Origin of the sequence: Delftia sp. CH05, from assembly GCF_009827015.1 — a bacterium.
Classification (GTDB): Bacteria; Pseudomonadota; Gammaproteobacteria; order Burkholderiales; family Burkholderiaceae_C; genus Comamonas; species Comamonas tsuruhatensis.
On sequence record NZ_WUMG01000005.1, the window covers coordinates 118,378 to 141,402 of the forward strand.

Genomic DNA, 23,025 nt, shown 5'->3' on the forward strand with positions numbered 1-23,025 from the left:
GCCAAGGCATGAGCCTTGGCGGCGCACTGCGCCTTGCGATCACCAGCGCGCAGAGCCAACGCGGGTACTTAAAAGTGCATAACACGCTCTAGGCAGCCGGGCCTGCCGACTCAGTTTCGTCTAAGAAACCGGCGCCAGACTGGTCCCTGCGCCGACAAGGGCACGCGGCCGGCCCCGCCGAAGATGGGCACCGGCCTGTTTCATCCACTCTCCAGGAAAGACTCACCATGCAACTCAAGGACAAGGTCGCCTTCATCACCGGCTCGGCCAGCGGCATCGGCAAGGAGATCGCCACGCTGTTCGCCAGCGAGGGCGCGCGCATCGTCATTGCCGACCTCAACAAGGAGGCGGCCGACGCCACGGCGGCCGAGCTGCGCGCCACGGGAGCGCAGGCCATGGGCGTGGCCGTGGACGTGACCGACGAGGCCCAGGTCAACGCCTCGGTCGAGGAGGCCGCCCGGGCCTTCGGCGGCATCGACATCCTGGTCAGCAATGCCGGGATACAGATCGTGCATCCGGTGGAGGAATTCAGCTTTGCCGACTGGAAGAAGATGCTGGCCATCCACCTGGACGGCGCCTTCCTCACCACGCGCGCCTGCCTCAGGCACATGTATGCGCAGGGCCGCGGCGGCAGCGTGATCTACATGGGATCGGTGCACTCCAAGGAAGCCTCGCTGCTCAAGGCGCCCTATGTCACGGCCAAGCACGGCCTGATCGGGCTGGCCAAGACCGTGGCCAAGGAAGGCGCCAAGCACGGCGTGCGCGCCAATGTGATCTGCCCGGGCTTCGTGCGCACGCCGCTGGTGGACAAGCAGATTCCCGAGCAGGCCCGCACGCTGGGCATCAGCGAGGACGAGGTCATCAAGAACGTGATGCTCAAGGAAACCGTGGACGGCGAGTTCACCACCACCGAGGACGTGGCCCGCGTGGCCCTGCTGTTCGCGGGTTTCCCCAGCAATGCGCTGACCGGCCAGTCGCTGGTGGTCAGCCACGGCTGGTTCATGCAGTAAGTCGCCAATCGGCCCTTCTCTGGCCCTTCTCTGGCTCTTCTCTGGCCCTCAATCGGCCTTCAGGCCCAGCGCCCGGGTCACGGCCGCATAGCGGTCGATGTCGGCCGCGATCAGCGCCTGGAATTGGCCCGGTGTCTGCCGCGCCAGGGTGTAGCCCTGGTCGCGCAAGCCAGCGCTGACGGCGGGATCGGCCAGCGCCTGCTCCAGCGTGTCATGCAATGCCTGCACCGTGGCCCGGGGCGTGGCGGCAGGTGCCAGCAGGCCATGCCACTGCTCCACCGCAAAGCCCGGCAGGCCGCGCTCGGCCACCGTGGGAACGCCGGCCAGCTGCGGCAGTCGCTGCGGCGCCGTGACGGCCAGGGCGCGCACGCGGCCTGCAGCGATCATGGCCGCAGCACTGCTGGCCGTGACCATGCCCGCCGCCACCTGGCCTGCCGCCACGGCCGTGATGGCCGGGCCGCAGCCCTTGTAGGGCACATGCTGCACAAAGCGCTTCGCCTCCCGGGCCAGCATTTCGCCGGCCAGGTGCTGGGGCGTGCCGTTGCCGCAGGAGGCGAACAGCAGCGGCCGTTCCTGGCGCGCCTGGGCCAGCGCATCCTCCAGCGTCTGCAGCGCGCTGTCCGCAGGCACGACCAGCACCGAGGCGATGGAGCCTGCGTTGAACACCGCCGTGAAGTCCTTGCGCGGGTCGAAATCCAGGCGTTCGTAGACACCGGGATTGATGGCGAACGAGCTGTTGGCCATCAGCAAGGTGCTGCCGTCCGCTGCGGCCTGGGCCACGGCATGGGCGCCGATGTTGCCGCTGGCGCCGGGACGGTTATCCACCACCACGGTCTGGCCCAGGCGCTGCTGCAGCTGCTCGCCCAGGCGCCGCGCCAGCAGGTCCGTGCCGCCGCCCGGCGGAAACGTCACGACGATGGTGATGGGCCGCTCCAGGCGCGTGCCGGCCTTGCCCGGCGCCGCCAGCCACAGCCCCGATGCGCCCGCCAGCAGCGCGCAGGCCGCCAGCGTCCAGAGTCTCCGTCGCTTCAAGGTACACCCTTCAAAAAACATGGCAACTGCTCCACTGGGCTAGCTGCAAAAAAACGGCGCGGCCCAAACTCAGAGAAGCCGAGCAAGAGCCGCCTCGCGGCGAGGGCGTCGTCCCCCTCCCCCGCGAAGCGGGTAGAGAGGGGGAAGCCGCGCAGCGGCTCAGGGGGTGCCTCATTTCAGGTGTCGAGGCCGATGTCGAGAACCCGGGCGCTGTGCGTGATCCAGCCCACGGCGATCTGGTCCACGCCGGTCTCGGCCACGGCGCGCGCCGTCTCGGGCGTGATGCGGCCCGATGCTTCGGTCACCGCGCGCCCGCGCGCCATAGAGACGGCCGTGCGCAGCGTGTCCAGGTCCATGTTGTCCAGCAGCACCACTTCCACGCCCAGGGACAGCGCCACCTCCAGCTGCTCCAGCGTGTCCACCTCCAGCTGGATCTGCACCATGTGGCCCACGCCCGCGCGCGCCCGGGCCAGGGCTTCGGCCACGCCGCCGGCCAGCGCGATGTGGTTGTCCTTGATCAGCACGGCATCGTCCAGGCCGAAGCGGTGGTTGCTGCCGCCGCCCACGCGCACCGCGTACTTCTGCAGCGCGCGCAGGCCCGGCATGGTCTTGCGCGTGCAGGTCACGCGTGCACCCGTGTCGGCGATGGCCCGCGCGATCGATGCCGTGGCCGTGGCCACGCCGCACAGGTGGCACAGGTAGTTGAGCGCCACGCGCTCGGCGGTGAGGATGGCGCGCGCGCTGCCGTGGATGCGCGCGATCTCCTGGCCGGGCGCCAGTTCGCTGCCATCGCGCAGCACCGGCTCGAAACGCGACTGCGCATCCAGCGCACGGAACGCCAGCCGCGCCATGTCCAGCCCGGCCAGCACGCCCTCCTGGCGCGCCACCAGGCGCAGTTCGGCCTGCGCGTCCGCAGGGACGATGGCATCCGTGGTCAGGTCGCCCGCGCGGCCCAGGTCTTCCAGCAGGGCCGAGCGCACCAGCGGCTCCAGCATCAGGTCGGGCAGCGGCGGCACAGGCAGGCGGGCACTGAGGGCATTGGCAATATTAATGCTCATTTTGAGTATATGTAGGTCAAAAAAATGTGGCGCGCGGCCTTGCGGGCTTGAGCGAGGAACTTATGCTAGATACGAGCATAAGTGCTGTCAAGCCATTGTCACAATCGGGCAAGTGCCGTGCAGCTCAGGGGGAACCGTCGATGCCCTTGGCCAGCGGCAGCTTGCTGCCGGAGATGGCCCGCTCCAGCAGCACATCGCTGCGAAAGCGGAACAGCTTGGCCGGCCGGCCCGCCGAGCCCACCGTGAGCTGGCCGGTCTCCTCGACCAGATCCTGCTGCTCGATCAGGCGGCGGAAGTTCTGCTTGTGCAGCCCGCGCCCGGCCAGGGCCTCCACCGTCTGCTGCAGCTGCAGCAGCGTGAACTCGGGTGGCATCAGCTCGAACACCACGGGCCGGTACTTGATCTTGGCGCGCAGCCGCGCCATGCCCGTGGCCAGGATGCGGCGGTGGTCGTGGTGCATGGCCTCGCCAGGCAGCATGGCGGCCGCGCCATGGACGCGGTGGGCCGCCTCCTGCACCAGTCCGGCCTCGTACAGCAACTCGTAGCGCTGCAGCACCATGTCCTCGTTCCAGGGCCCGCCGTCCAGGCCGAAGGCAATGTCCGCGCGCTGGCGCCGCAGCGCACGCTGGGCGCCGCGCGCCTCGGCCATCCAGGCATGCAGGCGCGGAGCGATGTGCGAGCGCAGCAGGGCCGGCTCGCCGCCGCGCCAGTCTTCCCAGGGAAAGTAGCGGTACCAGTCCTGCCAGACGGCCTGCCCCGCGCTGCGGTCGGCAGACTCGCGCGTCAGCCCCAGGTAGCTGACCGAGATCACGCGCGCGCCGCTGGCATCGGTGCGGTCGCCATCGGCAAAGGTGTAGAGCTGCTCCATGTAGCCCAGCGGGTGATGGGTCTGCTCCTCCACCCAGGCGCGCAGGCCGGCCTGCAGCGAACGGTGCCCCACCTCGAACGGCCCCGCCGGCAGCAACTGCCCGTCCGCCGTGGTCAGCACGCGCGGTGTGCCCTGGGTCACCGCCGCCAGCACGGCAACGAGTTCGGCATGGATGGGAGAGGCTGCGGGACTGGTGGGGTGGGGCACGAAGGTGAGGGAGGTCGGTTGGCGGGATGGGTGATTATGGTGGGTTGCAGGGGCGGCTTCGAGCCCGGCACAGCAGACCGCCACGGGCCATCGGACGGTGAAATTCAACCTGTTGAGCGCTGGCGTGTTTTTCTATCGCATGACTACCCGCGGCGTTCGAGCTGTCGCAGGTACTTTTCCAGCAGTTCGGCGGTGTGCTCATTCATGCCCGCCTCCCAGCTCGCGCTCGATCTGTTCGATGCTGGGCAGGCTGCTTTGCAGGGTTTCCGGCAAGGCACGGGTGAGCTCGAAACCGGAAACGCCGATGGGCTTGTCCACGCCGCGCAGCGCATACTCGGCCAGCACGTGATTGGGTTTCTGGCACAGGATCAAACCGATGGTGGGTTGGTCGGTTGCGTGTCGCAACCTGTCGTCCACAACGTTGCAGTAGAAGTTCATCTTGCCCGCGTATTCAGGCTTGAAATCGCCCCGCTTGAGGTCGATGACCACGTAGCAACGCAGCTTGAGATGGTAGAACAGCAGGTCTATGTAGAAATCGTCTCCGGCAAGGTCCAGGTGGTATTGGCGCCCCACAAAGGCGAAGCCCTGGCCCAGCTCCAGGAGAAATTTTTCCAGATGGGTGATCAGACCGGTTTCCAACTCACGCTCATGGAAACCTGATTCCAGCGTCAGGAAGTCGAACAGGTAAGGGTCCTTGAGCGTTTGCTGTACCAGGTCGGAATCCGGCGGAGGCAGGCGCAAGGCGAAGTTGCTGGCAGCTCTGCCTTGTCGCAGGTGCGCGGCTGTCTCGATCTGCATCAGCAGGACACTGCGGCTCCAACCGTTTTCGATGGCTGCGCACATGTACCAATGGCGTGCGCCCGGCTCCTTGACCTTGGCGATCAGTTCGGCATGGTGGCCCCACGGCAGGGACAGCAGAACATCAGCAGCAAACACCTGTGCGCCATCTGCCGCCCCCCCCGGCGCCTGGCGGCTTTGTGCCACAGCCTGTGGCACTTTTTCGCCGGGGGCAAGTTGTGCCACGGCCTGTGGCACTTTCTCTGTGCTCCCGGCTGTGGCAGCCAGAGAGGGATACTCGCGATAAAAAGCCAGCATGCGCTTGATGTTGCGCTCGGAAAAACCTTTTTCCTCCGGCAGTTCGTTGTGCAGATCCTTGGCCAGCCGAGGGATGACTGCGGCACCCCAGCCTTCCCGTTTCTGGCGCTGGTCGATCAGTGCCCCGATATCCCAATACAGGCGGATCAATTCGGCATTGACCGCCAGCATGGCCCGCGTCTGGGCATGGCGGACACGCTGCTTGATATCGGCCAGCAGCGCCGGATAGTCGGCGGGCAGGTGGGTGCTCATACTGCGCCCCCGCTGGTGGCCCTGAGTGCGGCCGGAGAGAATTCTTCGCGCACCTCGGTCCGGGCGTCACATCCAGCCTTTTCCATAGCCTGCGTGATGAGCTTGGTACAGATATCGCGTTCGCCAAGCGCCTGCTTATCCATAGGACGTGATTCCTTTCTTGCTGGCGTTACCTTGCTCGGGCCTGTCTTTTCACCCTGTCGGGTGACGACGGGTCATCTTACGGCGCTCGCTCCGAAACAGCCTGGGCCTCTGCCAAGCAATCCAGCACGATCGGAAGCTCAATGTCCAGCCCCCCCCGGAGCATCTGCCTTGCATTCCCGAAGAAGAGTTCGGCACGGATGGGAGGGGCTGCGGAACTGGAGGGTGGAGGCGGTCGGTTGGCGGGATGGATGACTATGGTGGGTTGAAGGCGCCGGTCTGCCCACGGTCAGGCGTGCGCGTTCACACGGCCGCCGAGGTGCTGGTCCACCATGGCCTTGGCCTGTCCCAGGCTGCAGCCATGCTCGCTCTGGCAGGCCCTGATGGCCGCCATCTTCTGCAGGGGATCGGCGGCAAGGGTGCGCCAGTCGATCTTTGCGGGCTCTGGCACCAGGCCGGGCTGCGTGCTGCCCTCGTCCGATGAACGCACTTCCCAGCGCGCCACGACGGGAAAGGAAAGGTCCACGGCGGGCAGCCTGTCCAGTTCGGCCGCCAGTTCATCCTGTGAAATCAATGAAGCCACCTGGCGAACACGCGCCCGGGGCCCGTCGCGCCAAGGCCTGATCTCCAAGGGACGCCGGCAGAAATCCTGCAGATAGCCTCCCAACTCCTGCGTCATGAAGCGCGTGGTCTGTGCGACATCGGCCCGCAACAATTGCAAAGCCTCCGGCTCCGACAATTCATCCAGCTGATCGCTCAGGTCCGCAAAGGCCTGCAGAAATCCCGCACCGACAAAGTCATCGAAGCAGGCATGGGCAACGCTGCTGGCCTCGTCATCGTGCAACACCAGCGCCACGCCCACGCCATGCGTGTCCAGCGGCGTCAGGCACCAGGCATCGCCGGCGCCCGACTGGGCGAATGGCAAAAAGCGCCTGCCGTTCTGCGCGGAAGGATTGAGCCAGCCCTCGATGATTTCCCGGCTGGCTTCGGCGTCTATCCATTCGAAGTCCTGCCAGCTCATGAACAAGGGCGGGTCCTGCAGGCAGCGCTGGCGCCAGGTATCAGCCCAATCCGGGCCGTAGTGGGTCTTTCCCGATGCCAGAAATTCCTTCAACAGTGGCGGCAAGGCAATGCCGGTCTGGGTGGAGAGCGTTTCGTAGTCGATCATCGGGTTCATCCCACATCCATATGCAGCCTATGCTCGCCGCAACGCACGCACCGGAAAAGGCAGCCTGAAATCATGCCGCCCTTGGACATCCGCTCCAGCATCCACTGGGCATCCTTTTTGTAGATGCCTTCGATGTCGGGCAGGACTTCAGCGAGGAAAGGCTCGACGGCCTGCCTGTCGGCGTGACCCAGGAAGACGCAGGGCTCGTTGCAGTGCGTGAGCCACACGGGCTGCTGCCAGGCCCTGTAGCCGGGCGTGCGCAGCGCTACTTCCAGCAGCAGCTCCCTGGCGATGGCGGGCTCCGGGTCTGCCGGATCAGGCGACACGCCTTCGATATCGGTGTATCCCACAAGTTCGCCGTCGTATGTCTCGCAAGCCTGCCCGCTGGCAATGCACCAGGGACACAGGTAGTCGGGGCTTTGCTGGCTGTAGAAAGGGCCTTCGTACTTGAGGCTGCGGTTTTGTCCGCAGCAGGAGCACACACCCTCTTCCTGCTCGAAGACGGCTTCGTAGGCACCGGGATGGAATCTGAAATGCGGGCGGTCCATTTCAAGGTCTCTCTTTCCCCAATGGAAAGGCGCCATTGTCCATGGCGGCTCAGCGCGTGGAAATGAAACGTTCCTGGCAAGAAAAAACCGCGCAAAGCGCGGTTTTTCCGAGAAGCGCGGGAGCTGCTTTAGCAGCCCCGCTGCAGCATGTGCCGCCTCAGACGTTGAACAGGAAGTTCATCACGTCGCCATCCTTGACGACATATTCCTTGCCTTCGGCGCGCATCTTGCCCGCGTCCTTGGCGCCTTGCTCGCCCTTGAAGGCGATGAAGTCGTCGAAGGCGATGGTCTGGGCGCGGATGAAGCCGCGCTCGAAGTCGCCGTGGATGACGCCTGCGGCCTGGGGGGCGGTGTCGCCGACCTTGATGGTCCAGGCGCGCACTTCCTTGACGCCGGCCGTGAAGTAGGTCTGCAGGCCCAGCAGGCCGAAGCCGGCGCGGATCAGGCGGTTCAGGCCGGGTTCTTCCAGGCCCAGTTCCTGCAGGAACATGTCGCGGTCCTCGTCGCTCATCTCGGCCATTTCGGCTTCGATCTTGGCGCAGATGGCCACGACGGGAGCGCCCTGCGCCTCCGCATAGGCCTTGAGGCTGTCGAGCAGCGGGTTGTTCTCGAAGCCGTCTTCGCTGACGTTGCCCACGAACATGGCGGGCTTGGCGGTGATCAGGCAGAACTGCTTGAGCAGGGGCGCGTCTTCCTTGGAGACGGGAACCGTGCGTGCGGGCTTGCCCTGGTCCAGGGCAGCCTGGATGGGGGTCAGCAGCGCCACCAGCTTGGCGGCTTCCTTGTCGTTGCCCGACTTGGCGGCCTTGCTGTAGCGGTTCAGCGCCTTCTCGACGGTGGCCAGGTCGGCCAGGCACAGCTCGGTCTGGATGACCTCGATGTCGGCGATGGGGTCCACCTTGTTGGCCACGTGGATGACGTTCGGGTCTTCGAAGCAGCGCACCACGTTGACGATGGCGTCGGTCTCGCGGATGTGGGCCAGGAACTGGTTGCCCAGGCCTTCACCCTTGGAGGCGCCAGCCACCAGGCCGGCGATGTCCACGAATTCGACGATGGCCGGGACGATGCGCTCGGGCGTGATGATGTCGGCCAGCTTCTGCAGGCGCGGATCGGGCACTTCCACCACGCCGGTGTTCGGCTCGATGGTGCAGAAGGGATAGTTCTCGGCGGCGATGCCGGCCTTCGTCAGCGCGTTGAAGAGAGTGGACTTGCCCACATTGGGCAGGCCCACGATGCCGCATTTGAGGCTCATGGCAGGGCTTTCTACAGGGATTCTGGGGACAAACCCCGTATTTTAGTCAACCGGGCATTTCCTGTCGTTTCAGGCGAACTGCCAGTCGCCGGCCACGGACTGGCCAACAGCCAGTTCAGCCCCGTCGTGCAGGCCTTCCAGCACGGCATTCATGCCGAAGGTGATGGCACCATCGACACGGTCGTCCTGGCGGTAGGCACGGATGGCATCACCCACGGCGGTGCCCTGCACGGCCGTGACGGGGTCGATGTCGGGAATGGGGCAGCGTGTGCAGGGCTTGGCCATGCGCAGCCGCAGGCCCCGGGCATCGAGCACGTCGAACCCGTCGACCCGGTCCTCGTCGTGGGCCTCGAGGCCCTCGATCACGATGTTCGGTCGGAAGCGGCGGGCATCGACGGCGGGCTGGCCGGCGGCCTGCAGGCGCTGGTTGAGCTCATCCACGGCCGCCTGGCTCAGCACCAGCAACGGGTAGCCGTCCGCAAAGTGCACGGGCGCGGCCTCGCCGCCTGTCCAGCGCTCGCTGGTGCGGCGCGGCGCGGCCGGGTCGAAACGCACCAGGGCGCAATCCGCGCCCAGGGCCTGGGTCAGCCAGCGCGCTGCCTCCGGCCCCATGTCCCAGGCCTGGACCCCATCCGACCAGACGCGCGCCTGGCGCACCGGGCCCGTGGCCTGCAGCGGGATGCGCAGGGGCGGGAGCTGGGGGAAATGCAGGACCAGGTGGCCGGCCTCCAGCTCGGGGCGTATCCAGGCCATGCGCGGATGGTCGCGCTGGGTCAGGAATTCGCCGTTGGCATCAACCACCATCCAATGGCGGTCCCAGGCCAGGCCCGTGGCGCCGACGCCGCTGCTTTGCAGCGCGATGCCCGCGCAGGATTTGACGGGATATACCCACAACTGGGCAATGCGGCCCTGCACGTCTCTTTCTTGGTCAAACATCGGATAGCTCTTTTTGGGGAAATCTGGAGTGTGTATGCCATCCATGGCGCGAATGGCGCCATGCGATGGGCGGCAATATGCCAGATGGCGACGCAGGCTGCGGCACATCACGCCAAAGCCGGAGTTTGCGCCAGTTGGAATCCCCGGCATGGCCCGGACTCCTACAATGCCGGCCATGGCGCAAACCTTTGATGTATGTATACGCGGGGCCGGCATCGCAGGCCGGACCCTGGCTCTCCTGCTGGCCCGGGAACGGCTGCGCGTGGCCCTGGTGGTGGCCGCTCCCACCGGCAACGCGCCCGATGTGCGCGCCTACGCGCTCAATGCCAGCGCACGCGGCCTGCTGGACAGCCTGCGCTGCTGGCCGGACGACGAGCACGCCACGCCCGTGACGCAGATGGAAGTCTTTGGCGACCTGGACGGCCATGTGCTGTTCGACGCTGCCCGCCAGGACGTCGACGCCCTGACCTGGATCGTCGATGTGCCCGCGCTGGAGCAGCGCCTGGCCGAGGCCGTGCGCTACCAGCCCATGGTCGAGGTGGTGCACCAGCCCGTGGCCGCGCCGCTGACGGCCATCTGCGAAGGCCGTGCCAGCCGCACGCGCAGCGAATTCGGCGTGGACTTCGCCGTCACGCCCTATGCACAGCACGCCATCGCCACCCGGCTGCACTGCGAGCTGCCGCACGGCCAGGTGGCGCGCCAGTGGTTCACGCCCGAAGGCATCCTGGCCCTGCTTCCGCTGGAAGGTCCCCAAGGCCACAGCGTGGCCGTGGTCTGGTCCATCGCCCGCGAGCTGGCCGATGGCTGGCTGGCCGCCGACACGCAGGATTTCACGGCGCGGCTGGAAGCCATCAGCCAGGGCGCACTGGGCCGGCTGGAGCTGAGCGCACCGCGCATGGCCTGGCCGCTGCAGCAGGCCGTGGCCGACCACTGGTGCGGCTCCATGCCTGACGGCGATGCACGTTCGGCCCGCAGCTGGGTGCTGGTGGGCGACGCGGCCCACAACGTGCACCCGCTGGCAGGCCAGGGCCTGAACCTGGGCCTGGGCGATGTGCAGGCCCTGGCCCGCGTGCTGCAGGAGCGCGGCTACTGGCGCAGCACGGGCGATCTGCGCCTGTTGCGCCGCTACGAACGCGAGCGCAAGGCCGCGCTGGCGCCCATGGGCCTGGCCATGGACGGGCTGCAGCAGCTGTTCAGCCGACCGGAGGTGCCGGTGCAGATGCTGCGCAACTGGGGCATGAAGGGCTTCGAGCGCTTCGGCCCGCTCAAGGACTGGATGGCGCGCCAGGCCATGGGCCTGGACCCGCGCAGCGGCGCCTGAGCCCGGCATGCAGGAATGCTTGCCGTTGAACCCTTTGCCGATTTGCGACTCGTACCCGTGCTCCGTGGCGCACTGCGCTGCGCACTCCCCCCTCAACCACGGCGCGGCCGGCCTGAACGCGGCCCCGCCCACCTCCGCATTGCCATGAAACTCTTCGCCTGCCTGCTGACGGCTGCCAGCCTGACCTGGAGCCTCGGTGTTCACGCCCAGGACGCCAACCTGCGCAAGACGCTGACCGAGCGCATTCCCCAGCTGGAAAAGATCGACGAAATCCGCCCCACGCCCATGTCCGGCCTGTTCGAGGTGCGCATCGGCACGGATCTGTTCTACACGGACGCCAAGGGCAACTACCTGATCCAGGGCGAGCTGATCGACACCAAGGCACGCCGCAACCTCACCGAAGACCGCATGAACCAGCTGACGGCGGTGGACTTCAAGCAGTTGCCGCTCAAGGACGCCGTGACCATCGTCCACGGCAAGGGCGAACGCAAGATGGCCGTGTTCGAGGACCCCAACTGCGGCTACTGCAAGCGCTTCGAACGCGACCTGCAGAACGTGGACAACGTCACCATCTACCTGTTCCTGTACCCCATCCTGAGCCCCGATTCGGCCGAGAAATCGCGCAACATCTGGTGCGCCAAGGACCAGGCCGGTGCATGGGCCGACCACATGCTGCGCGACAAGGTGCCGGCCGCCGCCCAGTGCGACACCTCGGCCGTGCAGCGCAACCTGGCCTTCGGCCGCAAGTACAAGATCACGGGAACGCCCACCGTCATCTTCACCAACAACACCCGAGTGCCTGGCGCCATCAGCGCCCAGGAAGTCGAGAAGAACCTGGCCGCAGCCGCAGCCGCGCGCTGATCGCCGCCTCGCGGGCCCGATGCCGGGCCCGCCCCTCTGATTCCCCTTGGCCGGAGCTTCCCGGCTCCAGCCCGCCGCAGCGGGCCCGGGCAGCCTCCAGGCCACACCTGCAGGAGCCCGAATGACCTCTCCCCTCGCCGCCACCGCCGCTGCCACTGCCGCAGCGGACATCCACTACCGCGTGCAGGCCCTTGATGTGGACGCGCACCTGTTCAGCGTGCAGCTGCACATCGCCCGCCCGGCCGCCGGCCAGACCCTGTCGCTGCCGGTCTGGATTCCCGGCAGCTATCTGGTGCGGGAGTTCTCCAAGAACCTCCAGGACCTGTCTGCCGAGCAGGACGGCCGTCCCGTCGCGCTGGCCCAGCAGGGCAAGAACCTCTGGCAGGCCGACTGCGCAGCCGGCGTGCCGCTGGTGCTCAGCTACCAGTTCTGCGCCTACGACAGCTCGGTGCGCACGGCCTGGCTGGACCGCCGCCGCGGCTTCTTCAACGGCACCAGCCTGTGCCTGCGCGTGCACGGCCAGGAAGACACGCCGCATACGCTGCAGCTGCTTGCATCGGACGCCACGGCATCGTGGCAGGTGGCCACCGGCCTGGACGCCGTGGACGCCGATGCGCGCGGCTGGGGCCTGTACCGCGCTGCCCACTACGACGAACTGGTGGACTGCCCCGTGGAGATGGGCAGCTTCTGGCGTGGCGACTTCGTGGCCGCGGGCGTGCCGCACAGCTTCATCGTGGCGGGCGCCGCGCCCAGCTTCGACGGCGCGCGCCTGATTGCCGATGCACGCAGGATCTGCGAGACCGTGCTGGCCTTCTGGCACGGTACGGGCGAGCAGGCCACGCCCGCGCCCATGCAGCGCTACGTGTTCATGCTCAACGTGGTCGATGACGGCTATGGGGGCCTGGAGCACCGCAATTCCACGGCCCTGATCTGCGGCCGGCGCGACCTGCCGCGCGTGGGCGAGCGCAAGGCCGCCGAGGGCTACACCACCTTGCTCGGCCTGATCAGCCACGAGTACTTCCACACCTGGAACGTCAAGCGCCTGCGCCCCGCAGAATTCGCACGCTACGACTACGGGCAGGAGAACTACACCGAGCTGCTGTGGTTCTTCGAAGGCTTCACCAGCTACTACGACGACCTGCTGCTGCGCCGCGCCGGCCTGATCGACAACGCCCAGTACCTCAAGCTGGTCACGCGCACCATCAACCAGGTGCTGCAGACACCGGGCCGCCGCCTGCAGTCCGTGGCCCAGGCCAGCTATGACGCCTGGGTCAAGTACTACCGCCAGGACGAGAACACGCCCAACCAGACCGTCAGCTACTACACCAAGGGCTGCCTGGTCGCGCTGGCCCTGGACCTGCAACTGCGCCGCGAAGGCCGCAGCACGCTGGACGACGTGATGCGCGCGCTGTGGCAGCGCTGCCAGGGCGGCCCCATGCGCGAGGCCGATGTGCTGGCCGTGCTGCAGGAGCTGGGCGGGCGCAGCTTCGCCCCCGAGATCACGCAATGGGTGCACGGCACCGACGACCTGCCGCTGGCCGAGCTGCTGGCCGCCCAGGGCGTGCAGGCCAAGGCCGAACCGGCGCAGACTGCCCAGCGGCTGGGCCTGCGCGTACAGGAAAGCCAGGGCATCACCGTCAAGACCGTGCTGCGCGGCAGCCTGGCCGAGCGCGCAGGCTTCATGGCCGGCGACGAATGGCTGGCCATCGAGCTGCCCACCGGGGCCGAGGATGCACAGCCCGCACGCTGGCGCATCACCCGCCTGGACGATGTGGCGCTGTACGCAGGCACGGCGCTGGAGATCGTGGCCTGGGTGGCCCGCGACCGCCAGATCCTGGCCTTCACCCTGCCCTGGGGCTCGGCCCTGCTGAGCGAGGCCGCCATGGTCGAGAAAACGGACAACGGCGATGCAAAAGCTGCCATCTCCAGCGCTACACAGCCCCCGTCTCCCAACAACCTCGCCCTGGAAATCACCGACGAAGAGGCCGTGGGACGCTGGCTGGGCGGCCGCGCCGACAGCCCGCAGGCTCCCGGCACGCCGTGAAACGCGGTGCAGGCGCGCACATGCACACACGCGCACCCGCGCCCCTGGCCGGTTATTCTTGAGCATCACGACGACAACCCCAGCAGGAGACTCCCTTGGCCTACGAAATGATTGAAGTTCGCGTCGAAGCCGACAAGGTCGGCATCATCACGCTCAACCGCCCCAAGCAGCTCAACGCGCTCAACGACCAGCTCATGAACGAGCTGGGCCAGGCCCTGCAGGCCTTCGATGCCGACGAGGCCATCGGCTGCATGATCATCACCGGCAGCGAGAAAGCCTTTGCGGCTGGCGCCGACATCGGCGCCATGGCCAAGTACAGCTTTGCCGACGCCTACAAGGGCGACTACATCACGCGCAACTGGGAGACCATCCGCAGCATCCGCAAGCCCGTGATCGCCGCCGTCAGCGGCTTCGCACTGGGCGGCGGCTGCGAGCTGGCCATGATGTGCGACTTCATCATCGCCGCCGACAATGCGAAGTTCGGCCAGCCGGAAATCAAGCTGGGCGTCATCCCCGGCGCCGGCGGCACGCAGCGCCTGCCACGTGCCGTGGGCAAGTCCAAGGCCATGGACATGGCCCTCACAGCCCGCATGATGGACGCCACCGAGGCCGAGCGCGCCGGTCTGGTCAGCCGCGTCGTGCCCTTCGACAAGCTCATGGACGAAGCCCTGGGCGCCGCCATCATCATCAGCGGCTTCTCGCAGATCGCCGTCATGGCGGCCAAGGAATCGGTGAACCGCGCCTTCGAGGGCTCGCTGGCCGACGGCGTCATGTTCGAGCGCCGCCTGTTCCACGCGCTGTTCGCCACGCATGACCAGAAGGAAGGCATGGATGCCTTCGTCAACAAGCGTCCCGCCAGCTTCAAGCATCTCTGAGCGGGCTGAAAGTCGCGCTACAATGCGCGTCTTCCGGCAAGGCACTGCAGGCCTCTCGCAAAGAAATTTCGAGAAATTTGCACAACTTCCCGGATCGACCAAAAATTCTGCATATAATTTAGGTCTTACGGCGCTTTAGCTCAGTCGGTTAGAGCGATGGAATCATAATCCACAGGTCCGCGGTTCGAGTCCGTGAAGCGCCACCAAACAAAGAAAAGGGTCTACGTGCAAGCGTAGACCCTTTTTTCTTGCCCGACGAACAGAGCGCGGGCACGCCGGGAGCGCACCCTGCTCGCCGCCCTCCCCCGGCTGCTAGCGGCGGCTCTTCAGCTCAATCCAGTGGTTGTCCAGCGCCATTCCAGGCACCGCCACCGTGCGCAACACCTGGCCGCGTTGTCGCAGCTGGGCCTGGCGCGCACCGCCCATCCACAGCGCAGGCTCGGCAGGCAGGGGCCGGCCGTTGGCATCGAGCGAGACGCTTGCGTTGGCCACGCAGTACACGCCTGGCATGGCATCGCCACGCAGCCAGCGTCCGCTGGCCTGGCCGTTGCCGGGCACCTGCCACCAGGTGACGGTGTTCACGCGCGGGCAACTGACGGCGAAGAGCTGGCCGTCGCAACCGATGTCGCCGCCATAGCCGGCCAGGGGCTCGTGCCCTTCGGGCAGGGGCACGGCATGCAAACGGTGGCCATCGAACAGGGCCAGCACGGGCGCGGCGGCGCGCGCTTCGGTGTCGCGGTGCTCGGCCTGCAGCGCAATGCCCAGCCAGCGGCGCGCGGGCGCGTGGGCGACCTGCGGACCCCAGGCCAGGTGGCGCAGGCTCAGGCGGCTGTCGTCCAGCTTCCACAGGCCGGCACGGGCGCCGCCTTCTGCCGGCAACAGCCGCGCGATGGACGAGTCCATGTGGTCCAGCTGCAGCTTGCGCCGGCCGGTCTCGGACTGCGTGGGAATGCCGCCGTTGGCGACCATGAGCGTGCCGTCGGCGTCCAGCAGCAGCTGGTGCGGGTCCATGCCGCCCGTGCGCCATTCGGCGATCTTCTCCAAGGTGATGGCATCGCGCACGCCGATCAGGCCCTGGGCATCTTCCAGGTCGGTCTCGGTGGTGTAGAGATGGCGGCCATCGGCGCTTTCGATGACATGGCCGTTGAAGAAGCGGTCGGGCTCTATCCACTGCCATTGCGCATCCTCGGCGGCCTGTCCCGGCTTCAGACGCACCAGCCAGTCGCCGGGGCGGCGGCTGGCAAAGACCACGGAGCCGTCGCGCAGCGCGGCCATGCCATGGGCGCGCGTGGGCACATCCAGGGCCTGCAGCACCTGCAGCGGCCTGTCCACCTCCGCACTGGCCTGCACGATGCCGACACGCATCTGCTCGCCCTGCATCCAGGCCGCAGCCAGCGACCGTGCCGGTCCAGACGGCCTGGCCGCATGGGAGGTTGCCAGCGGCATGGCAGCCAGCAGACCCAGGCCCTGCAGCCAGCGGCGGCGATTCAGCGCCTGCTCAATCCCCGTCGGCATCCGAGAACCCGATGTTGACTTCCAGCGCAGGCGCCACCTCGCCTTCCATGAGGCGCTTGAGGCGCGACAGCGGCTTGGTGGCGGCATCGACGGCCTTGGCGGTCGGCTCGGTCAGGGCGCGCATGCCGGCATCGGCCTCGTTGACGGCCTTGAGCCAGCGGTCGGCCAGCGGGTTGAGGCCACGGCCGCGCAGGTAGGACTCGATGGGCACGATGTCCACGCCGGGCCGGGGCACCTTGCGGTCCACGCTCACGGCCAGCGTGCGCAGGCCCTGCCAGTGCGCGCGCCAGACCTCGACGGTGCTGCCGCTGGCCAGGTGCTCCCAAGCGGGGGGCTTGCTGCCTGCACTGCCCGCACTGCGCAAGGGCTTTTCCATGTCCGCCCAGCGCAGGCGCTCCAGGCCGCCGACCCACTGGTTGATGAACTCGGCCATGGCTTCGGTGGTGGCATCGCCGTCCTCGGACCAGTCCTGGGCGGCAAGCTTGGCAAAGCCACTGCGGAGGATGCCCATCTCGGCGCCGATTTCCTCGGACACCAGGGTGGCATAGGCGCAGGCCGGCGTCTGCGGCTCCACGGGCTGGGTCCACAGCAGGTTCTCGAGCGCCGGGTATCCCTTGGCGGGTGCGCCGATGCGCTCCATGGCGGCCAGATCGGCGGGGGCCGACTGTATGGCCTTCTTGAGCAGGGCCGGGCGCATGGGGCGGAAGTCCACCAGGCGTGCCGAGCGGCGCTCCACCAGCGGCCCCAGGGCCACGGCCGAGAGGCTGCTCCACTGCCGCGACGATTGCACATAGGCCTGGCGCGCCGTCTGCAGCGTGGCGGCAGCCGATCCCGCAGGTGCTGCGCAGTGCGCGCGCAGCGCCTGGCTCAGCGCCTGGGCGGATGCCTGCGCGGCCTTGGCCTGGGGCGAGAACCATTGGCCATACAGCCCCTGCACGGCATGGGCCGTGTTGTAGAAGGGGATGGCCATGTTGGCCTCCACTTCCTGGGCCTGGGCCGGGGTGGTGGCCAGCAGCGCCAGCGCGGCGGCACAAAGGATTTGGCGAGGGGTCATGCGCATGTCTTGCATCAGAGGGACTCCACAAATTTGACCAGGGCTTCACGGTCTTCGGCGCTGAACTGGCGCACCTGTTCGCGCGCGGCTTCGGCCTCGCCGCCGTGCCAGAGGATGGCTTCCAGCACGCCGCGCGCGCGGCCGTCGTGCAGCAGGCGCTGGTGGTTGTTGACATCGGGCAGCAGGCCTATGCCCCACAGCGGCGGCGTGCGCCACTGGCGGCCTGAGGCCTTGAAGTCGGGCCGGCCATCGGCCAGGGCCTCGCCCATGTCGTGCAGCAGCAGGTCGGTGTAGGGCGCAATGGTCTGGCCCGATAACCCCTTGCTGCTGAGTGCCGGCGACAGCGCGGGGAACAGCGCCCCGCCGGTCTTGTACGAAGGCCGGTGGCACTGCGCACACTGGGCCTGGTGGAACAGTGCCTCGCCACGGCGCACGGCAGGGTCGCTGGCGTTGCGCCGTGCAGGCGGCGCCAGCGTGGCCTGGTAGAAGATCACGTCGTCCAGCACGCGGTCCTCGATCTCCACGCCCTCGGCGCCGTTGCCGTTGGGCGCGGCCAGGCAGTCCTTTTGCGCGGGCGTGCAGGTCTGGTGCGGGAAACGCTTCGATGTGATGCCGATATCGCCCAGGAAGGCCGAAGCCGTCTGGTGGGCAATGGAGGCCACGTTGGCCTTCCAGCCGAAGCGGCCCAGCATCATGCGTTCGCCGTAGGCATCCCAGACATAGTTGGGCTGGCCCTTGATGGGGCCGCCCAGGGCCGCCTGGGCGGCAGCGTTGGCCAGGATCTCGGACTCCGGGATGTGCTCCAGCAGGCCCAGGCCGATGACCTGGGGCGCAATGCGCGGGCTGGTCATCAGGTTGGCAGCGAGGGGGCCGTAGTTGAGCGCAGCCAGCTCGTAGACCGGCTTTTCCAGCGTGTAGGCCGTGCCGTCGGCAAAGCGGCCATGCACCTGTTCATAGCGGATGCGAAGCTGGCCCTCGCCCTTGACGCCCAGCACGCCCTCGGTGTTGAACTGGTCGCCATAGACCGGGTCCGGCACCGGGCTGCCGTGCGGGCCTTCGCCCGGAATGGACAGCCGCATGAGCAGGCCCGCGAACGGCTGGGGCTTGAGCGGGTTATGGAAGTCGGGCGGCTGGGCGCGGCCATCCTGCACATGGCAGCCGCCGCAGGAGCGCGCCAGGAAGTGCGGGCCCAGGCCATCGCGCGCCGTGGTGGAGGCCGGCGCCTGCACCCAGTTGCGCTTGAAGAAGGAGTTGCCGATGACGAAGCGCGTGCGCTCGGCATCGTCCAGGTTGGCGGCAGGCAGCGAGAAGGCGTTGCGGCCCGTGGCGTGGACCGTGGTCTGGCCGCCCGGGGGCAGGGGCTCGCCGGGTGCCGCGAACAAAAGAACTGGATCGGGAGCTGGATCGGGAGCAGGCTGCGGTGCTGGCGCGCGCGCTGGAGCGGCAGCCACCGTGTCCTGCTGTCGGGCCGAGCAGCCCATCAGGACCAGGGAGGCAGCGACCAGCAGCGAGGGGGAGAGATTCATGGGTGGGGACGTCCCTGGAAAAGCCAGGGCCGCCGAACCCTTTCGGGGGCGGCGGCCTTGGCGCATGGGCGTGAGAGGGGTTGGACGCTTGGGGTGAATGCTCTTTTAGTTGGCCTTGGGGTCCACCAGGTTGAGCTGGGTGATGCCGACGGCATTGGCCGCCTCCACCAGGTCCTTGCTCTGCTGGACCAGGCTGTCGATGGTGGCCTGGATCTTGGCGCGCGAGGCCGAGTCGCGCGCGCCCTGGATGGCCTGGTCGAACGGCGCGGGAATGGCCTGGGCCGCCTGCACCGACTGCGTGATCTGGCGCGTGGTCCTGTCGGCCAGCGCGCTGTCCTTGGAGGCCACCCAGTCCCTGATGCCCGGGCCTTGCAGCTCGCTGCCGTCCAGGCGCTTGTAGCTGCCCTGCCAGACGTTGAGGATGCCCTGGGCATTGGTCACGGCATCGCGGTGCGTGTTGTCCGAGAAGCAGGAGTGCTCGTCTTCCTGGTCGCGGCTGGCCAGGGCCACTTCCAGGCGCTCGCCGGCCAGCTCGCCGCGCGACAGCGAACCCAGGCCCACGAAGATGCGGCGCAGCGCGTCGTCGGGCTTTTTCTCGAACTGGGCGCGGAAATTCTTGGCCGAGCCGGGCTTCCACTGGTCGGCCACCGACTGCAGATCCTCGATCAGCAACTCGGTCACCACCTTCAGGTACTCACGGCGGCGGTCGGCATTGGATTTCTTGCCATCGACGAAGTCGGTGTAGGGACGCGCGCCCGGTCCCTTGTCATTCAGGTCCTGGCCCCAGAGCATGAACTCGATGGCGTGCCAGCCGGTGGAAACGTTCTCCTCGCCGTCATGCTCGTTGAGTTCGGCCAGGCGCTTCTTGGTGATGGCTTCCTTGCGGTTGTTGATGATGCCGGCGTTGGGATTGCCTTCCACATAGTCCACATAGGACTCGTCCATGGGCCAGGCGTTGATCTGGCCTTCGGGGCCCTCATCGTTGTCGATGGGGCCCGCGTAGAAACGGAAGGCCTCGGTCTGGCCGTAGTACTCGCGTGCATCCAGCCAGGCCTTGCGCGCATTGTTCAGGCCCTGTTCGCTGGGTGATGCGAGAAAGGCCCCGATGGCTTTCTGCATGGTCTTGGCCGAGCTGATGGAATCCGAGTAATTGGCGTGCACCAGGGTGCCGTAATGCTTGACCACCTCTGCAACGGAGAGGTTCTTCTTCACGGGCTGTTGAACGGTGCCGGCGGCTGCGGCCTGGCTCATCGGGGCGGCCGCGCCCAAAGCGAGGGCGGCTGCAATCAGGATGGGATGCATGGCAGAAAGGATCGGAGGTTGGAGAACTCGGAATGCCAAACTGTAATGAGAATTGTTTTTATTGGCAAAACCTGCGAGATATCGCCGCACTGCACCGCAAGGTCATAGACGGACCCGGGCGGCCAACGGGCAGTGAACGGACGGCAATGGGAGCGCTTGCGGCGCACGGGCCGCAGCGGGCGCCAGCCTAGCACGGCGCCCTTGGCGCCAGGGCCAAAGACCCCGCGCTGGCGCAGCGCGGGCCCGGCCTCAGAACTTGTAGTTCAGGCTGACATTCACCGAGCGCGGCTCGCCCCAGGTGTAGGTGCTGTAGTAGCTGAAGATGGTGTAGTACTTCTTGTCCAGCAGGTTGCGCACGTTGACGGTGGCCGACAGCTGTTTGCTGAACTCGTAGCGCGCCATCATGTCCAGCAGCCAGTAGCCCTTGACGGTGTGAACGGCCGTGCCGCCCGATGGCGTGGAGATGTCGCCCCAGGTCTTGTCCTGCCAGCGCGCGCCGCCGCCCACCGTCAGGCCGGAAAGCGGGCCGTCCAGCCTGTAGCTGGTGTGCAGGCTGAACTGGTTGGAGGGCGTGAGCGTGGCCACGCGCTTGCCTTGGTCGCGCGAAATGGCATGCGAGAAACCGGCCTGCAGTTGCCAGGCGGGCGTGATCTGGCCGGATATCTCCGCCTCGAAGCCGCGCGTCCTGACGCCATCGACGGCCCGGTAGGCCGTGGCGCCGCCGGGCGTCAGGCCGCCGGTCTCGATACCGAAGTTGTCTTGCTGAAGCTGGAACAGCGCCGCCGATGCATTGAGGCGGCCGTCCATGAAGGCCGCCTTGACGCCGACCTCGGCGTTGTTGCCGCGCAGCGGGTCCAGCGCCTTGCCGCTCTCGTTTTGCTTGGACTGCGGGCTGAAGATGCTGGTGTAGCTGGCGTAGACCGAATAGTTGCCATTGAGGTCGTAGATCGCGCCCACATAGGGCACGAAAACGCCGGTCTCGCGCTGACCCTGCACCTGGTTGCGATAGTTGGACCAGCGCCCGCCCGTGATCAGCTTGAGGTCGGCCGCCAGGTTCCAGCGCGCCGCCGTGTACAAGCCCTGCTCCTTGGTCACTTCGCTGTTCACGTAGTCGGGTGAGGCGCCCCACACCGGCAGGCGCGAATCGCCATTCCAGTGGTAGTAGTCATTGACCGTGGACACATAGTCGGCGGGCAGCTGCCAGTAGCCATCGTTCTTCCAGTGGCGCCTTGCTACGCTGGCGCCCAGCACCAGTTCGTGCTCGCGCCCGCCCAGCGAGAAGGGCCCGCTGGCGTAGGCATCGAGCGCATTGCTGGTGGTGCGGCCTATGTACTGGCCGCGCCACAGCGACACGCCGGAGCCGTCGGCCGGGTTGGGGAAGCCCGCAGCCGCCGCGCCCAGGTTGGCGTTGTAGCCGTTGATCTGGTGGTTGAACTGCGCCTTGGCCACCCAGCCGTTGCCGAAGCTGTGCTCCAGCGTGGCAAAGGCCGTGCGCGTGTACTGGTCCCAACGGCTCCAGCGCGTGCCGTTGTTGTGCGAGCGCGGCATGTCATTGAATTGGCCATCGGCATTGAGCAGGGGAATGCCGCCCCAGGTGGAGTTGACCGGACGGTTGTTCTGCGCATCGCCGCCCAGCGTCAGCAAAGTGCGTGGCGTCAGGTCCATTTCCACAATGCCGTAGAGCGTCGCGGTCTTGCGCGAATAGCGGTCCATGAACGAGTCTTTGTCCTGGTAGGCCGCCACGCCACGCGCGCGCACGCTGCCGCTTTCATTGAGTGCGCCGCCCACATCCACCTCGGTGCGGTAGTTGCTCCAGCTGCCCGCAGAGATGGACGCATGCCCGCGGAAATCGCGCGTGGGCTTCTTGCGGATCAGGTTGATGGTCGCGCCCGGAGTGCCGCTGCCCGTGAGCAGGCCGGTTGCGCCCTTGAGCACCTCGACGCGGTCATAGATCGCCATGTCGCTGAGGGTGTTGCCGGCCGAGTACGCGGAGTCGCGCATCATCGGAATGCCGTCGTACTGGAAGTTCTGGATGGCGAAGCCGCGGGCGTAGTACTCGGTGCGCTCGCTGTCATAGGTGACGATGCTGATGCCGGGCGTGTGCTCCATCACCTGGTCGATGGATGTGAGGTTGAAGTCATCCATCTTCTGACGTGTGACCACGCTGATGGACTGCGGCGTCTCGCGCGGCGTCAGCACCATGCGCGTGGCTGTGGCAATGGTGCCCGGCGTATAGGAGCCCGAGCCTTCGGTCACCTCGCCCAACTGGTTGGAGATCACGTTGACCGTGGGCAGCGTGGCCGGGTTCTGCGTGTCCGGCAATGCCTGAGCCTGAGCGGACAGGGCGCCGATGGCAAGGGAGATGGCCAGCGCAAGAGGCGCAGGGCGATGGCCGGGTTGAAGGCGATGCAGTGGCATGAAATGCTCCGGGAGAACAGCAATACGGCAATAAAAAAACTTCCTCGCCATGCCCTCCGATGGGTCGAAGGGCATGAAGAGAAAGCGAATGCGATTTGTTCTCATTATCGTTTCTTCAATTGTCTGGGCCATCGACAGCACAGGGGCTGCTGCATCCGCGCAACACCCGAATCCGTCCCGCGCCCGCCGGGCAGTACCAGCCGCCCATGCCGTAGAAGCTGTCTGGCAAGCCTGCCCTACTTGCCTTGTCCGGCCACTTCCCTTACCATTGCGCCCGCCCGCATGGGAGCGCCCTTTTCACCGGGCCTGCCCGCAGCCTCCAAGCCCTGATCGCCCAGCCGATTTCAGGGCTTTCGCTTTTTGCAGAAGCGGTCTTTTGGCGCTGCACCTTGCGCTCTGTCTTTGCGCGCAGCCTCTGCCATGCCCCGGCATGCCGGCCGCCCAGCTTGTTTTCCCACCAGGATTTCCGTGCCCATCGCCTTCCCAGGATGCAGCACACGCGCAGCGTGCCCGCACGCCGGCTCAGCCGGCGGCGCAGGCGT

Annotated in this window: 18 protein-coding genes and 1 tRNA gene; 6 read left to right on the forward strand and 13 right to left on the reverse strand. The window is 67.1% G+C overall.

The window, feature by feature from the left end:
- The first annotated feature begins 227 nt into the window (after window positions 1-227).
- Window positions 228-1,010 (forward strand): 3-hydroxybutyrate dehydrogenase, encoded by a 783-nt coding sequence (locus GRX31_RS06840; protein WP_016453173.1) that lies wholly within the window; start codon window positions 228-230, stop codon window positions 1,008-1,010.
- A gap of 48 nt (window positions 1,011-1,058) precedes the next feature.
- Here the strand turns inward: GRX31_RS06840 and GRX31_RS06845 are convergent, their stop codons facing one another.
- From GRX31_RS06845 to GRX31_RS06880, 8 genes are all read right to left on the reverse strand, one after another.
- Entirely contained in the window at window positions 1,059-2,063 is a 1,005-nt protein-coding gene (locus GRX31_RS06845) for a tripartite tricarboxylate transporter substrate-binding protein (RefSeq protein WP_126312461.1), read from the reverse strand.
- A gap of 155 nt (window positions 2,064-2,218) precedes the next feature.
- Window positions 2,219-3,100, reverse strand: a complete 882-nt coding sequence (gene nadC / locus GRX31_RS06850; RefSeq protein ID WP_160851985.1) for a carboxylating nicotinate-nucleotide diphosphorylase — start codon at window positions 3,098-3,100, stop codon at window positions 2,219-2,221.
- Between the two features lie 124 nt (window positions 3,101-3,224).
- Window positions 3,225-4,175 (reverse strand): NUDIX hydrolase, encoded by a 951-nt coding sequence (locus tag GRX31_RS06855; protein WP_013804059.1) that lies wholly within the window; start codon window positions 4,173-4,175, stop codon window positions 3,225-3,227.
- A gap of 198 nt (window positions 4,176-4,373) precedes the next feature.
- A complete protein-coding gene (locus tag GRX31_RS06860; RefSeq protein ID WP_160851987.1) occupies window positions 4,374-5,522 on the reverse strand; it encodes a PDDEXK nuclease domain-containing protein in 1,149 nt (382 codons plus the stop codon).
- Between the two features lie 430 nt (window positions 5,523-5,952).
- Window positions 5,953-6,840 (reverse strand): SMI1/KNR4 family protein, encoded by an 888-nt coding sequence (locus GRX31_RS06865; RefSeq protein ID WP_160851989.1) that lies wholly within the window; start codon window positions 6,838-6,840, stop codon window positions 5,953-5,955.
- A complete protein-coding gene (locus GRX31_RS06870) occupies window positions 6,837-7,379 on the reverse strand; it encodes a CbrC family protein (protein WP_160851990.1) in 543 nt (180 codons plus the stop codon). The genes GRX31_RS06865 and GRX31_RS06870 overlap by 4 nt, the downstream gene beginning before the upstream one ends.
- A gap of 157 nt (window positions 7,380-7,536) precedes the next feature.
- A complete protein-coding gene (gene ychF, locus GRX31_RS06875) occupies window positions 7,537-8,631 on the reverse strand; it encodes a redox-regulated ATPase YchF (RefSeq protein WP_016447967.1) in 1,095 nt (364 codons plus the stop codon).
- A gap of 69 nt (window positions 8,632-8,700) precedes the next feature.
- Entirely contained in the window at window positions 8,701-9,567 is an 867-nt protein-coding gene (locus GRX31_RS06880; RefSeq protein WP_034347768.1) for an MOSC domain-containing protein, read from the reverse strand.
- A gap of 175 nt (window positions 9,568-9,742) precedes the next feature.
- On the opposite strand from GRX31_RS06880, the gene GRX31_RS06885 reads away from it, so the two are divergent.
- The 5 genes from GRX31_RS06885 (at window position 9,743) to GRX31_RS06905 (ending at window position 14,874) form a co-directional block, all read left to right on the forward strand.
- A complete protein-coding gene (locus tag GRX31_RS06885) occupies window positions 9,743-10,888 on the forward strand; it encodes an FAD-dependent monooxygenase (protein WP_026062153.1) in 1,146 nt (381 codons plus the stop codon).
- A 144-nt stretch (window positions 10,889-11,032) separates the two neighbouring features.
- Window positions 11,033-11,749: a DsbC family protein gene (locus GRX31_RS06890; protein ID WP_016447970.1), complete on the forward strand. Its 717-nt coding sequence runs from the start codon at window positions 11,033-11,035 to the stop codon at window positions 11,747-11,749.
- Between the two features lie 121 nt (window positions 11,750-11,870).
- Window positions 11,871-13,793: a M61 family metallopeptidase gene (locus GRX31_RS06895; RefSeq protein WP_074922763.1), complete on the forward strand. Its 1,923-nt coding sequence runs from the start codon at window positions 11,871-11,873 to the stop codon at window positions 13,791-13,793.
- Between the two features lie 95 nt (window positions 13,794-13,888).
- On the forward strand, window positions 13,889-14,668 hold the full coding sequence (locus GRX31_RS06900; RefSeq protein WP_160851994.1) for an enoyl-CoA hydratase: 780 nt from the start codon (window positions 13,889-13,891) through the stop codon (window positions 14,666-14,668).
- A gap of 129 nt (window positions 14,669-14,797) precedes the next feature.
- A tRNA-Met gene (locus GRX31_RS06905) sits at window positions 14,798-14,874 on the forward strand.
- Between the two features lie 106 nt (window positions 14,875-14,980).
- Here GRX31_RS06905 and GRX31_RS06910 read toward each other — a convergent pair.
- From GRX31_RS06910 to GRX31_RS06930, 5 genes are all read right to left on the reverse strand, one after another.
- Window positions 14,981-16,183 (reverse strand): DUF1513 domain-containing protein, encoded by a 1,203-nt coding sequence (locus GRX31_RS06910; RefSeq protein WP_160851996.1) that lies wholly within the window; start codon window positions 16,181-16,183, stop codon window positions 14,981-14,983.
- Window positions 16,167-17,252: an imelysin family protein gene (locus GRX31_RS06915; RefSeq protein WP_160851997.1), complete on the reverse strand. Its 1,086-nt coding sequence runs from the start codon at window positions 17,250-17,252 to the stop codon at window positions 16,167-16,169. Before GRX31_RS06915 ends, GRX31_RS06910 begins: the two co-directional genes overlap by 17 nt.
- Window positions 17,252-18,763 carry a di-heme oxidoreductase family protein gene (locus GRX31_RS06920; RefSeq protein ID WP_160851999.1) on the reverse strand — a complete coding sequence of 504 codons (1,512 nt, stop codon included), beginning with the start codon at window positions 18,761-18,763 and terminating at the stop codon, window positions 17,252-17,254. Before GRX31_RS06920 ends, GRX31_RS06915 begins: the two co-directional genes overlap by 1 nt.
- A 105-nt stretch (window positions 18,764-18,868) precedes the next feature.
- Window positions 18,869-20,065, reverse strand: a complete 1,197-nt coding sequence (locus GRX31_RS06925; protein ID WP_016447976.1) for an imelysin family protein — start codon at window positions 20,063-20,065, stop codon at window positions 18,869-18,871.
- Window positions 20,066-20,314: 249 nt separating this feature from the next.
- Entirely contained in the window at window positions 20,315-22,483 is a 2,169-nt protein-coding gene (locus GRX31_RS06930) for a TonB-dependent siderophore receptor (RefSeq protein ID WP_160852001.1), read from the reverse strand.
- Between the last annotated feature and the right edge of the window lie 542 nt (window positions 22,484-23,025).